General features: G+C 61.9%; 11 protein-coding genes and 1 pseudogene. 7 read left to right on the top strand and 5 right to left on the bottom strand.

Annotation, left to right across the window (positions count from 1 at the left end):
- Positions 1–3 precede the first annotated feature (3 nt).
- The 4 genes and pseudogenes from ACUJ47_RS06250 to ACUJ47_RS06235 all read left to right on the top strand — a co-directional run bounded on the left by ACUJ47_RS06250 (position 4) and on the right by ACUJ47_RS06235 (position 4,347).
- Complete coding sequence (locus tag ACUJ47_RS06250; protein ID WP_445537551.1) at positions 4–1,059, top strand: polyprenyl synthetase family protein; 1,056 nt, start codon at positions 4–6, stop codon at positions 1,057–1,059.
- Positions 1,056–1,403: pseudogene (locus ACUJ47_RS06245) on the top strand (saccharopine dehydrogenase NADP-binding domain-containing protein); the annotation flags it as partial. The gene ACUJ47_RS06250 and the pseudogene ACUJ47_RS06245, both read left to right, overlap by 4 nt.
- Positions 1,404–2,119: 716 nt before the next feature.
- The gene (locus ACUJ47_RS06240) at positions 2,120–3,271 is read left to right on the top strand and encodes a hypothetical protein (protein ID WP_445537550.1); all 1,152 of its coding nucleotides are present in this window, start codon (positions 2,120–2,122) and stop codon (positions 3,269–3,271) included.
- Between the two features lie 101 nt (positions 3,272–3,372).
- A complete protein-coding gene (locus ACUJ47_RS06235; protein ID WP_445537549.1) occupies positions 3,373–4,347 on the top strand; it encodes a hypothetical protein in 975 nt (324 codons plus the stop codon).
- A gap of 7 nt (positions 4,348–4,354) precedes the next feature.
- On the opposite strand, the gene ACUJ47_RS06230 is transcribed toward ACUJ47_RS06235, so the two are convergent.
- The gene (locus ACUJ47_RS06230) at positions 4,355–6,319 is read right to left on the bottom strand and encodes a TIR domain-containing protein (RefSeq protein WP_445537548.1); all 1,965 of its coding nucleotides are present in this window, start codon (positions 6,317–6,319) and stop codon (positions 4,355–4,357) included.
- A gap of 161 nt (positions 6,320–6,480) precedes the next feature.
- Here ACUJ47_RS06230 and ACUJ47_RS06225 point away from each other — a divergent pair, with 161 nt between their 5' ends.
- Positions 6,481–7,914, top strand: coding sequence for an NAD-dependent succinate-semialdehyde dehydrogenase (locus ACUJ47_RS06225; RefSeq protein ID WP_445537547.1), 1,434 nt, complete (start codon positions 6,481–6,483; stop codon positions 7,912–7,914).
- On the opposite strand, the gene ACUJ47_RS06220 is transcribed toward ACUJ47_RS06225, so the two are convergent.
- Complete coding sequence (locus ACUJ47_RS06220; protein ID WP_445537546.1) at positions 7,911–8,807, bottom strand: YwqG family protein; 897 nt, start codon at positions 8,805–8,807, stop codon at positions 7,911–7,913. The genes ACUJ47_RS06225 and ACUJ47_RS06220 overlap by 4 nt on opposite strands.
- 105 nt (positions 8,808–8,912) lie before the next feature.
- On the opposite strand from ACUJ47_RS06220, the gene ACUJ47_RS06215 reads away from it, so the two are divergent.
- Positions 8,913–10,025 (top strand): S-(hydroxymethyl)glutathione dehydrogenase/class III alcohol dehydrogenase, encoded by a 1,113-nt coding sequence (locus ACUJ47_RS06215; protein ID WP_445537545.1) that lies wholly within the window; start codon positions 8,913–8,915, stop codon positions 10,023–10,025.
- Positions 10,026–10,087: 62 nt separating this feature from the next.
- The gene (locus ACUJ47_RS06210) at positions 10,088–10,381 is read left to right on the top strand and encodes a cupin domain-containing protein (RefSeq protein ID WP_445537544.1); all 294 of its coding nucleotides are present in this window, start codon (positions 10,088–10,090) and stop codon (positions 10,379–10,381) included.
- Here ACUJ47_RS06210 and ACUJ47_RS06205 read toward each other — a convergent pair.
- From ACUJ47_RS06205 to ACUJ47_RS06195, 3 genes are all read right to left on the bottom strand, one after another.
- On the bottom strand, positions 10,378–11,388 hold the full coding sequence (locus ACUJ47_RS06205) for a fumarylacetoacetate hydrolase family protein (protein WP_445537543.1): 1,011 nt from the start codon (positions 11,386–11,388) through the stop codon (positions 10,378–10,380). The genes ACUJ47_RS06210 and ACUJ47_RS06205 overlap by 4 nt on opposite strands.
- Before the next feature lie 21 nt (positions 11,389–11,409).
- The gene (maiA, locus tag ACUJ47_RS06200; RefSeq protein WP_445537542.1) at positions 11,410–12,042 is read right to left on the bottom strand and encodes a maleylacetoacetate isomerase; all 633 of its coding nucleotides are present in this window, start codon (positions 12,040–12,042) and stop codon (positions 11,410–11,412) included.
- 182 nt (positions 12,043–12,224) lie between these two features.
- Positions 12,225–13,400 (bottom strand): acyl-CoA dehydrogenase, encoded by a 1,176-nt coding sequence (locus tag ACUJ47_RS06195; protein ID WP_445538871.1) that lies wholly within the window; start codon positions 13,398–13,400, stop codon positions 12,225–12,227.
- Between the last annotated feature and the right edge of the window lie 51 nt (positions 13,401–13,451).

Genomic DNA, 13,451 nt, shown 5'->3' with positions numbered 1-13,451 from the left:
GCGATGGCGCGGGGGGAACATCGCTTCGAAGCGCCGCCGCCCGACGGTCTCCCCCAGCAATTGCTCGACGATTACGCAGAAGCCACGCGCGCCGAGCTCAGGCGGTATCTCTCAGCAGAGGCACCTGCCCCCTTCCTCGATCCGCTGATGAACGAATATCCCGGCCGCGGGGGCAAGATGATGCGCCCCGCGATCTGCATCGCCAATGCCTGCCTGTTTGGCGGGCGGGTCGAGGAAGCGGTGTGCTGCGCTGCGGCGGTGGAAATGCTGCACAATGCGCTGCTGATCCATGACGATGTCCAGGACGGCAGCGACCTGCGTCGCGGCAAGCCCACGCTGCATGCGATGCATGGCGTGCCGCTGGCCATCAATGCCGGTGATGCCTTGTTGTTCACGGCCTTCCAGCCCTTGCTCGAGTCGATCCGTCCGCTCGGCCAGCAAGCCGCCGAACAGGTGATCGAAGCGACCATGATGATGGCCCGCCAGACCGCCGAGGGGCAGGCGCTCGAACTTGGCTGGCGCGACCGCAACGTCACCGATTTGGTTGAAGCCGACTATATCCGCATGGCACTCAAGAAGACCGCGTGGATGGGGATGATCTGGCCGGCGCAATTGGGCGTGATCATCGGTTCGCGCGGAAGAGTCGATCCGGCGCGCGTGATCCGCTTCGGCCATTTCCTGGGCGTGGCATTCCAGATCGAGGACGACCTGCGCAATCTTTCGGACGATCCGGGGTACGGCAAGGAGAAGAACGGCGATCTCTACGAAGCCAAGCGCACGCTGATGCTGATCCATGTGCGGGCGCATGCCACAGCAGCGGAGCGCAAGCGGATCGATGCCTTGCTGCGGTTGCGCCGCGAACAGCGCAAGGACGGCGAGGTATTGTGGCTCGCCGATCTGATGCATCGAAAGGGTTCTGTCGACCATGCACGGCGGGTGGCTGCAGCGCTGGCAGGATGCGCACTCGAAGAATTTGCAATCGCCTATGAGGGCTGCCCGCATGACGACAACCGTGCCTTCCTTTTGGGGCTGGTGCGTTGGATATTCGACCGGAAATGAGCGGCCCGGTACTCCTATATGGTGCGACCGGATATACCGGGCGGATAATCGCGCAGCACCTTGCCGGAACGATCGAGCTGGTGCTGGCCGGGCGCAATGCAGAGCGGCTGGCGCAGCTTGGTGATGAATTGCGATTGCCGTGGCGCGCGTTCGACCTTGCGGATCCCGCGCCAGTGGTGGCTGGCCTCAAGGGTTGCCCCGTGTTGTTGAACGCCGCGGGCCCCTATGCCGATACGGCAATGCCGCTGGCGCAGGCCTGCATTGCCAGCGGCACGCACTACCTCGATGTCGGGGGCGAGTGGCCGGTGTTCGAAGCTCTGATGGGTGAGAGCGAGAAGGCCCGAACGGCGAAAGCGATGCTGATGCCGGGGCTGGGGCTGACGATCGCAGCCAGCGATTGCCTGCTCAAGCGCGCGATCGAACAATGGCCCGATACCGTGCGGCTGTGCCTGGGCATTTCCCGTGCGCATGCAATGAGCCGCGGCAGCGCGGCGACAGCGGCACGTTTGTTCGAGAAGCAGGTGATGGTGCGCCGCAAGGGCAAGCTCAAGGGCGTGCCGCTTGGCAGCCTTACGCGCTCGTTCGATTTCGGCGAAGGCTTGCGCGAGACGACTGCGATGAGCTGGGCCGATGTCGTGACTGGCGAGCACACCACCGGGGTCGGCGATATCGAGGTCTATTCCGAATTGCCGTGGTGGCAGCGTGCGGGCTGGCGCGCTTCCGGAGTCTACGCCTCTCTCACCGGGGCAGGCATTTGGCGCGCGGCAGGTGGTGCGATTTCAAAGGCCTGGCCGCAGGACCCCGGCGCGAAGGTTCGCGAAGAGGGGCGCTATATCATGGTTGTCGAAGCGCTCGACCGCTGGCGCCGTCCGCGCCAGCTGCGGCTGCACACGCGCGACGGCTATGGCACTACCGTGCTGGTCGCCGCAGAGGCGCTTCGGCGCGTCCTCGCCGGCGCCGCGCGGCCCGGTTTCCAAACGCCGGGGGCGCTGTTCGGCTCGGCCTTCATCGAGCAATCCGGCGGCGGTGTGTTCGAACCTTCGAGAGGGAGCAGCGCCGCATGAAACATGTTCGCCCATCCATTCCTTATGTCCAGTCTTCATCCAGCCAGGACGTCCCGCCGCCGTATCACTTTCCCGATGTGACGGTGAACGCCTTCATCTGGCCGGCCCAGGTCGAAGCGGTACAAAATTACTGTGACACCTTTCTCAACCTTGGCACGCGAGACGAACGCGGCTTCGAATATCGCCCGGCCGCGGCATGGCCATATGCCATGCTGTTTTTTCTCGATTATCCAGAGATGATCAGTTCTAACCGCGAGCCACAGGACATCGGCGAATGCCCCTATCCGGAGCGCGGGATTACCACCCAGCGCGAGGTCTTCGTATCATTGCCGGTCGTTCGTTACGGCAATGGGCCGTTGGGCCTGATCGCTAATAGCGACATCGAATGCGTGCTGCCGTTCATTGTCGTCGACAAGCCCTGGTCGTGCATCTGCGGCCGTGAAATGCTGGGCCTGGGCAAACTGCTGGCCAAGATCGAAATGGATGAGGGGTATTACCCTGACAGCTTCCAGAGCCGGGTCAGGATGCCAGGATGGAAAACCGGCCACCCTGGCGAGTATCTGCAGGAGCACACGTTCCTCAAGGTCAAGACCGGCCCGGCGCTGCCGACATTTCGGCTCGAGAAGGCCCCTGAGAAATCGCTAGCAACGCTGTTCCAAAGCCCGGCTGCGAGCCTTGGCATTTCAACCATGAGCGATTTTGGCAATTTCATCGATTTTGCATCGGCCGGCCTGTTCCCCACCGCGATGCGCTCGCTTGGGCTAAAGCAGTATCGTGATGCGAAGTATCCCGAACGCGCGATCTACCAAGCGCTGGTTTCGTGCCGATCGCAATACGGAAATCTGCGCGACTTGCGGCTGTATGACGAGAAGAACGTCAAGATCAGGTTCCGCGATACGGGCAGCTTCCACCAGATACTCAAGGTATTGCTGAAAGTGGGCCCATCGCCGAGCGGGAAGAAGATCAAGGCCAAGCCCATCGCCGCGCTCCGGTTCAAAGCGGACATCGATTACGACCATATGCGCGTCGTGCACGAATTTCCGATTACGGGCGGAGATGGGATCGTTGGCAGGCCGGCGCATAGCGACCTGTCCGCGCGCTGGTTCCGGCCGCTCAAGGGCTTCTTCGGAAAGCGGAGGATGCCGTGACCAAATTCGTCGAGTCATTCACGACGCAGCAACTGATCCCGCCCTGGATAAGCAAAGGCGCGCGGGTATGGGCTTTCGTTATCGAAACAGATCTGAATTGCATGCAGAATTACCTCGATACGCGTTTCAATTCGCCCGGCCCGGATTATTCGCCCTATCACTACCTTTGCTCCTACCAGACCGGGCACGGCCTGCTGATGGTGGCGGATCACCCGAATTTCTCGAGCGGCGCGCGCAAAGGAGTCGAAGGGTGGGATACGCTGGCGCACAAGGAGATATATTGGTCCTTCCCTGCCACGCGCCACGAAGTGACCAAGGACAATTTGCTTGGGCGCGGCCACCCCGTGTGGATTCAGCCGTTCTATTTCGACGACAGCAGTTCGGTCATGTTCTCCAGCCGGGAAATCTGGGGCAGCGAGAAGCAGGTAGGCCAGATCACACTCCAGCAAGGGGAAACGCCGGATCACCTTCATATCGATCTGGCCACCCAGGGATTTGCGAAGTTTTCACCTCGAACCAAGGCGCGCGACCTTGCGGTTTTGCATATCGAGATCAAGCCGAGGAAGAGCGGTAAGCCAATCGACCTCGCCGAAATCTTCCTTGCGGACGGGATGGGGGATTTTGCCGGTACATTGCTGGCCGAGTTCGAACTCCTGGGCGAGAAGACGGCGAACATTCCGAACATCCGCCACGGCATGGAAATCAATACGCTCAAGCAGTTTCGCGACGTGTTCGACATGCGCGCTGCGGTCTATCGCGCCATTGTCGCTTCCCAGGTCACTCGCAAGAATGTCGAGGATGTAATCTATTATTCGAGCGACCAGATCGAACTCGACTTCATGTGGTCGGACACGATGAAGGAACAGTTCGAGCAATTGTTCGGCCTGACCGAACCGAGCGGTAAAAAGGTGCGCTTCGGCCATGAAGGGAAAACCCCTCCGCCGGGCGATTTAAAGGCCGACTGGAAACTGAAGAGGCAAAGAAAGCGCGTCGAGTTCGCTGTCTCGTTCACTTCGGATGCCCTGTTCGAAGTCCTGGAGACGCTACATACCTATGGAGCGGCGGGCGCGAAATAGCGCCTGTTCACCCCGCGGCCTGCGCTTCTTCATGCGCGCGCTGTACTTCGGCCTTGAAATCGTAGGGCGTCCATTCGACGCAGTCCGGCCAGGCGCCTGTTTCGATCCAGTATTGCGACAGCCCGAGCCGCACGCACAAACTGGCAAAGCGCGGCTGCTTCATCGCGTCGCTCCACGGGCCCAAGATGGTTCCAGGGTAATAGAGGCTGGGCCGATCGCCCTTGGGATCGAAAATATAGTCGTAGGAGGCCTTCTCGGCGAGATCGAGGGCACGGTCGACCTGGTTGAACGCGGCAATCGAAACGACAATGTTCAGCGGCATCGTACCGGTTTCTTCGAGCAGTTCCTTGTAACGGCCGATCCTGCGTTCGATGAGGTCAGGATCCATCGTCCGCCGGGCATGATGGAATGCGCGCGCCGCGCGCATGTCTTTCGCCTGCCAGCCGTCAAAGCGATCGATTTCGCGCACGGCTTCGTCATGCGCCTCCCAGAAGCCGAGCGTGCCAGCGGTGTTGAGCAATGACAGCAGGATGCCTGCATTGTCGGGCCAGCGCCGCGCCAGATCGCGTGTCATCGAAATGGAACCGGCATAGTCGCCAATATAGGCATGCATCTGCGCGACATGGAGCCGCGCGGCGGGCATCAGCGGGTTCAGCTCGCACGCCTTTTGCGCCATCGAAAGCGCATCGCGGAACCGACCGACGCTCCAGTAGAAATCGCTGATTTCCGTCAGCGTGGCCGGATCGTTGGGCGACAGCTCAAGCGCCTTGAGCAGCAGCCTTTCGCGCTGGCGATAGGCTCCCCATGGCTCGAGCAGCGCCAGCGCGAGATATGCACCCCCGCGCCTGGGATCGAGCCTTAGAGCAGTATGCGCCGCTTCCAGCACATCGTCGCGCAGGGTTGCATAGTCGCCTTCGAAATGGCCCGAGCGAAGCGCGGCTGCCCGCGCCGAGGCGAGGATTTCCCAAGCGGGTGCGAAATCGGGCGCAGCCCCGGTCACTTCCTCAAGCTGCGGAATGGCACGTTCGGCGGAATCGTCGAAAGTCGCGTCGCCTTCGGCCAGTTTGCCGCGCGCACGCAGGAATTTCTCGTAAAGATCATTGGACAGGCTGACGTCTCCCGCTTGCCGCGCCAACGCGACCTTGAGCGCATTCGCGACCTGTTCGGCTATGCGTTCCTGGAGCGCGAAGACATCGTCATAGTCGCCGTCGAAACGGTCGCCCCACAGCACGCGCAGCGATCGGCACTCGACCAGTTCGGCGCTGATCCGCAAGCGTTGCCCGCCACGCCGGACAGATCCATCGAGCAAGTGCGATGCACCCAGCGCGGCCGAAACATTGGCGGTATCCTTGTCGCTGCCGCGAAACTGGAAGCTGGATGACCGGGCCACTACTCTCAGATTGCTCCCGTCACTGACGGTGCGCTGGATTTCCTCCGATACGCCGTCGCAAAAATAGGTGAGTTCCTCGTCACTGGAGAGATTGTCGAAAGGCAGGATGGCAAGCAGCGGGTCGCTTTGCTCTTGCATGACCCAGCCCGTCGTCGGCAGGGTTCCTGCAAGGCGCGGATTTGCTGCGCCCCTTGTCCCAGTGAGAGCGGCGATGCTGGCGGCAACCTTGCGCCATTGAGGGCTATCGGTCTCGCCATTCCATCCGGCGGCCATTTCGCAATGGACGCGGTTGAACGGCAAGGGCGGCAGGACGCCGTCAATGCTCATCTGCACCAGCTTGTCGGCGTTGAACGCAAGGTCGGCCTCGGCAGGTACCCAGCGCGACGCCCGTGCATTTTCGCTCCACAGCACCAGCACGGCCTTGGCCTCGTTCAGCCGTTCCTCGATGACGGTCGAAAACACCCGATGCGCAGGCAGGTCGTCGTCGATCCAGACCTTGTAGCCGTCGGCAATCAGCGCGTCGGCGACCTGCCGTGCCTGCGGATATGTACTGCGAGCATAGGAGACGAAGACGTCGGTCAAGCTGTTTCCACCTCTCCAATGCGACCGCCGTGCAGGATAGATGGCCTTCGGGGCCAAGACAACATGCTGTTACGGGAAGCATTTCGCCAGTCCGCCGAGTCTAGGCATGGACCTGCTGTGCGCGGCTGGTAAGGAAGGCGCCAAGAGTCGAAGGAGGCAATGTGAGCAATTATCCCGAACTTCAGCTGCTGGTTGCAGGCGAGCAAATCGGCAGCCCGAGCCGCGAAACGATCGACGTGCTCGACCCTGCGACGGGCGAAGCCATTGCTGCGCTTCCCAAGGCGACTACTGCCGATCTCGATGCTGCGCTCGAGGCGGCGGCGAACGGTTTCCGGCGCTGGCGCGCGACCTCGGCCGACGAGCGCGAGGCGGTGTTGCGCAAGGGTGCGGCGCTGATCCGCGAACGCGCCTCGGTGATCGGTGCCGCAATCACGCGCGAGCAGGGCAAGCCGTTCAAAGAAGCGGTGGGCGAGACGATCTATTGCGCCATGTTGCTCGAATTCTACGCGGGCGAATGCAAGCGGCTCTATGGCCGCACGCTGGTGCGTCCCGATGGCCAGCGCGTCGAGGTGCGGCATGAGCCGGTTGGCCCCGTGGCGGGCTTCTCGGCATGGAACTTCCCCGCGCTCAACGTCATGCGCAAGGTCGGCGGACCGCTCGCTGCGGGTTGCCCGGTGATCGTCAAGCCGTCGGAAGAGACGCCCGCGGGCGGCCTCGGCATCGTCCAGGCACTGCTCGACGCAGGCGTTCCGGGCGATGTGCTGCAATGCGTATTCGGCGTTCCCGACGAGATCAGCCGGCACCTGCTGGCCAGCCCGATCATCCGCAAGGTCACTTTCACCGGCTCGACCGCGGTGGGCAAGCATCTCGCCAAGCTCGCGGCGGAAGACATGAAGCGCACCACGATGGAGCTGGGCGGGCACGGGCCGGTGCTGATCTTCAACGATGCCGATATCGACAAGGCGCTCGATACCATGGCGGGCAACAAATACCGCAATGCCGGGCAGGTCTGCGTCAGCCCGACGCGCTTTCTGGTAGAGGAAGATGTGTTCGAGCGCTTCCGCGACGGCTTCATCGAGCGTGCGAAGGCGGTGAAGGTCGGCAACGGGATGGATGCGGACACGCAAATGGGTCCGATGGCGAGCCAGCGCGGTCCGGACGGGATCCAGGCCAAGCTTGCCGACGCGCTCGACAAGGGTGCAAAGCTGGGCGCAGGCGGCAACCGCATCGGCAACCAGGGATTCTTCCACGAGCCGACCGTGCTGAGCGAAGTGCCGGTGGATGCGACGATCATGAACGAAGAGCCGTTTGGCCCGGTCGCCCTGATCAACCCGATGAAGGGCGAAGCGGCGATGCTCGAGGAAGCCAACAGGCTGCCCTATGGCCTTGCCGCCTATGCCTGGACGCAGGATGCCAAGCGCCGGATGCGGCTCGCCAGCGAAATCGAGGCCGGCATGATCGCGATCAACAGCGGCACGGTGAGTGCGGCTGACGCGCCCTTCGGCGGGATCAAATGGTCGGGCTATGGTCTCGAGGATGGCGCAGAAGGCGTCACCGCCTGCATGGTCTCGAAGACCGTCCACGAAACCGCTTAGTAGCAATCCCACTGGTAGAAGACCTTGCTGAAGTCCCGCTTCAGCAAGTCTTCGCGCCGGATCATGAATTGGCCTTGGCCGCTGTCGCCCCACATCAAATTTTCATCATCGGTCCATAGCTGCAGGAGCACGCGGTCAACGTCCTGATACTCAGGCCGAATGCGCCAGTCATTCTGTGTGAATTCCGGATGGCCGCCGACCCGGCTCTGGCCAAATCCGTCTTCGATTGATCGACTGTCGGCGTATTTGTAAATCCGGTCCCAAGCATCCTTCTCGTTGGCAGACGGCAATTGCGCTGCATCACGTTCCATCAACCAGGAATCTGTCGAAGGCTTGTGTAGAGTCGCATAGGGCACGAGCCGCACACCCTTCGCAATCGTTTCGGGAAAGATCGGCGTGTAGTCGTCGAACTTCAGGATCCCTTTGGTGCTGCCGAATACCAGTCGCCCCCGTTCATTGATCACCTCGCGGTAGATCACGCGAAAATCGCCATTCTCGGGCTTCTCGAAATCCATGCCATACAGGTCACCGGTGCGGCTGATGAAAAATTGCAGCACACCTGACGTTGGATAGTCCGGCAAGGGCGGCATCTCCGCAAAATCGACCTGCGCCAGGAACACCATTGGTTTGCGAGCCCGGTCGAGCGGCCAAGCCTCGCCCTCAGCCAGCCATACGGCCCCACCGATACGGCTACCCCCTGAAGCGCGCGGCGCCTCTCCTTCCGGGATCAATGCTACTGCGGGTAGGGCATGGGCTTCCTGCCAGGCACGAAACTGGAGGATGCTCGGGTCGTTCGACAGATCGATTTCTGCCGGTTCGGCAGTGGCCGCGGCTCCGCCGATCAATGCAAGCAAGGCAGCAAGGAAGGAGTGTGGGAAGCGTTTGCGGTTCATGCGGGTTGCAATATGCCGGGCCAACCTCGCCCGCCACAAGATTTGTGTACTACTTGCCTCGCTGGCCGAGTCGCTCCAATCGGGTGACGAACAGGAGAATCGACCATGAAGACCCGCGCCGCCGTTGCCTTCGAAGCGAAGAAGCCGCTCGAAATCGTCGAAGTCGACCTTAAGGGGCCGAAAGAAGGCGAAGTGCTGGTCGAGATCATGGCGACCGGCATCTGCCACACCGATGCCTACACGCTCGACGGGTTCGACAGCGAAGGCATCTTCCCTTCGATCCTGGGCCATGAAGGCGCGGGGATCGTGCGCGAAGTCGGGCCCGGTGTCACTTCGGTGAAGCCCGACGATCATGTGATCCCGCTCTACACGCCCGAATGCCGCCAGTGTAAATCGTGCCTCAGCGGCAAGACCAATCTGTGCACTGCGATCCGCGCGACGCAAGGCAAGGGGCTGATGCCCGACGGCACGAGCCGCTTCAGCTACAAGGGCGAGACGATCTTCCACTACATGGGCTGTTCGACCTTCTCGAACTTCACCGTGCTGCCCGAAATCGCGGTCGCTAAAATCCGCGAGGACGCGCCGTTCCAGACCAGCTGTTACATCGGCTGCGGCGTCACCACCGGCGTGGGTGCCGTGGTCAACACGGCCAAGGTGCAGGTTGGCGACAATGTCGTGGTGTTCGGCCTGGGCGGGATCGGCCTCAACGTGATCCAGGGTGCCAAGCTGGCGGGGGCGGGCAAGATTATCGGCATCGACATCAACCCCGATCGTGAGGAATGGGGCCGCAAGTTCGGCATGACCGACTTCCTTAATACCAAGGGCATGAGTCGCGACGACATTATCGCCAAGGTGCTGCTGATGACCGATGGCGGGGCGGACTACAGCTTCGATTGCACGGGCAATACCGAAGTGATGCGCACCGCGCTCGAATGCTGCCACCGCGGCTGGGGGACCAGTGTGATCATCGGCGTGGCCGAATCGGGCAAGGAAATCAGCACACGCCCCTTTCAACTCGTGACAGGGCGCAATTGGCGTGGCACAGCATTCGGAGGAGCCAAGGGTCGCACCGACGTTCCGAAAATCGTCGACTGGTACATGGACGGGAAGATCCAGATTGACCCGATGATTACCCATGTGCTGACGCTGGAAGAGATCAACAAGGGCTTCGACCTGATGCACGCAGGCGAGAGCATCCGCAGCGTGGTGGTATATTGATGGCTTCTAAGGTAAATCTTTCCGAAAAATTCGCCCTGTTTTCAGATCATTGGGCTCCCAGATTGGCCGCGCGCTACAATGGCAACGAAGTTCGCCTGTGCAAGGTTGAAGGCGAATACCACTGGCATCAGCACGATGACACGGATGAGCTGTTCCTAGTGATTGAGGGTGAGCTCGACATGGAGTTTCGCGACCATACAGAGCGTATGGTGCAAGGCGATCTGATCATTGTGCCGCGAGGGACCGAACACCGCCCCTGCGCACGCAAGGGTGAGGTCAAGCTGTTCGTGATGGACGCCGATGGCACGCCCAACACCGGGGACGAAGCAACCGCGTTCAAACCGATCGAGATCTAGGCCTGCACCACTTTCTGCTCGATCGCGCCGAAGATCGAATGGTTGTGGTCGTCGCGCATCTCGATCCGCACAGTGTCGCCCGGATGCATGAAGCGCGTCTTGGGCGCACCGTCATAAATCGTCTCGATCATGCGGATTTCGGCGATGCAGCTATAGCCCAGCCCGCCTTCGCTCACCGGCTTGCCCGGTCCGCCGTCTGCGCCCTTGTTGCTGATCGTGCCGGTGCCGATGATCGTGCCGGCGCAGAGATTGCGCGTCTTGGCGGCATGCGCGACCAGCTGAGCGAGGTTGAAGGTGGCATCCACCCCGGTATTGGCGCGGCCGAAGGGCTCGCCATTGTAATCGACCATCAGGGGCAGGTGGATCAGGCAATCGGCCCAGGCCGCTCCAAGCTCATCGGGCGTGATCGCCACGGGTGAGAAGGCGCTGGCGGGCTTCGACTGGAAGAAGCCGAACCCCTTGGCCAACTCGCCCGGGATCAGGCCGCGCAGCGAGACGTCGTTGACCAGCATCAGCAGCTTGATGTGCCCCGCGGCTTCTTCAGCCGACAGGCCCATCGGCACGTCATCGGTGATGCAGGCGACTTCGCCCTCCATGTCGCAGCCCCAGGCAATGTCGCCCAGCGGGATATCATCGCGCGGGCTGAGGAAGCTGTCGCTGCCGCCCTGGTACATCAGCGGATCATGATAGAAGCTCTCGGGCACTTCGGAATCGCGCGCTTTGCGGACCAGCTCGACGTGGTTGATGTAGGCCGAACCGTCCGCCCATTGGTAGGCGCGGGGGAGCGGCGACATCGCTTCGCGCTCGTGGAACCGTTCGCACGGCACCGCTTCGTGTTCGACATCGCGCGCCAGCACTTCGAGTTCGGGCGCGACCCGGTCCCAATTGTCCAGCGCCGCCTGAAGCGTGGGCGCGATATTGTCTGCGGCGCAATAGCGCGTCAGGTCCTTTGAAACGACGACCAGCTTTCCGTCACGGGTTCCGTCATTCAGCGTAGCTAGTTTCATGAAGTCCTCTCGGGCCAAAAATTATGGGGCGTCTATCTGGTTATCGGGGTGCGCGCGCTGGAATTCGGGCAGGTCAAGGCAGGCCCGCTCGATCCGCTCGATATGCGGCTTGTCGCTGAAATCGAAGTCGAAGCGCCGCGCGTTATAGACCTGCGGCAGCAGCACGACCTCGAAGAAGCCGGGGCGTTCGAACAGGAAATCGCCTGTGCCGAGCTGTGCCAGCCGCGCTTCCAGCGGCGCGAAGGTGCGCGCCAGCCAGTGGCGATACCAGATGTCGATCTCTTCCTGCGAATGGCCCAGCGGGTCCTTCAGATATTTGAGAACCGGCAGATTGTTTACTGCATGCGTTTCCGTGGCGATCGCATAGGCCAGCTCGCGCGCGGTGTAGCGGTCTTCGATGTCGGCGGGCAGCAGGGGGCGGTGCGGATGGGCCTCGTCGAGCCATTCGAGTTGCGCCATTGATTGCGCCCGGTCGCGCCCGTCCGCCTCGAGCATCGGCACGCTGCCGAAGGGGTTGCGGCTGGTAAATGCCTCGCCCTTCTGCTCGGAAGTGAGCAGGTTCACCGGGACATATTCGTAGGCGATGCCTTTCAGCTCGAGCGCGATGCGCAGGCGATAGCTGGTCGAGCTGCGGTAATATCCGTAGAGCTTCATGCGCATGCCCCCCGCTGCGGCCGTGCGACACATGCGACACTGTCTTGAAGTAAAAAACCTGCCCCGCCGAAGCCTGCCATCGGCAGGGTGCGGTCAGCGGGCGGCAGGAATTGCTGCATGGGCGAACCATGCCAGCGGAGCGGCAGGTAGGAAAGCGCTGGTTTGCGACCCCGGTTCACGGTTCAGAACGCCGGGATGCCCGTGATGCCGCGGCCAAGGATCAGCGCATGGACGTCATGCGTGCCCTCGTAAGTATTGACCGTTTCGAGGTTCACCATGTGGCGGATCACCTGGTATTCTTCGCTGATCCCGTTGCCGCCATGCATGTCGCGCGCTTGCCGGGCGATCTCGAGCGCCTTGCCGACATTGTTGCGCTTGACCACGCTGATCATGTCGGGTGCGAAGCGGCCTTCGTCCATCAATCGGCCAACGCGCAGCGAACCCTGCAGGCCCAGCGCGATGTCGGTGAGCATGTCGGCGAGCTTCTTCTGGAACAGCTGCGTCGCGGCCAGCGGGCGGCCGAACTGCTTGCGATCGAGGCCATACTGCCGCGCGGCATGCATGCAGAATTCGGCAGCGCCCATCGCGCCCCAGCTGATTCCGTAGCGCGCACGGTTGAGACAGCCGAACGGGCCCTTCAGCCCCTGGACATTGGGCAGCAGCGCATCGGCGCCAACCTTCACATCGTCCATCATGATCATGCCGGTGGTGCTGGCGCGCAGCGAGATCTTGCCTTCGATCTTGGGCGCGGAAAGCCCCTTCATGCCCTTTTCGAGCACGAAGCCGCGAATGCCGCCGCCGTGCTCCTCGCTCTTGGCCCAGACCACGAAGACATCGGCGAAGGGGGCGTTGGAAATCCAGGTCTTTGATCCGCTGATGACGTAGCCGTCGCCATCCTTGCGGGCGACGGTCTTCATGCCTGCAGGGTCCGAACCGGCATCGGGTTCGGTCAGGCCGAAACAGCCGATCAACTGGCCCGAAGCGAGGCCGGGCAGATATTTGCGGCGCTGTTCTTCGGAGCCATAGCCATAGATCGGGAACATCACGAGGCTCGACTGGACCGAAGCCATCGAGCGATAGCCCGAGTCGACCCGTTCGATCTCGCGCGCAATCAGGCCATAGGCGACGTAAGAGGCGCCAGCGCCGCCATATTCCTCGGGGATGGTTGCGCCCAGCAGGCCGGCCTGGCCGAACAGCGGGAACAGTTCGGGCGCGTCGATCTCTTCAGCGAATGCCTTGATCACGCGCGGCTGCAGCTCGCTCTGCGCGAAGCCATGCGCCGCGTCGCGGATCATGCGTTCGTCTTCGGTCAACTGGCTTTCGAGGTCGAAAGGATCTTCCCAATTGAAGGGAACCATGCCCGCCACAAGTATCTCCCGTAACTAGTTTGCTGTCCCACTTTGCAGGGT

It is taken from the genome of Altererythrobacter sp. Z27 (assembly GCF_052683155.1).
The sequence above is the reverse complement of the archived record's forward strand: the minus strand, read 5'-3'. Positions and strand labels throughout refer to the sequence as shown.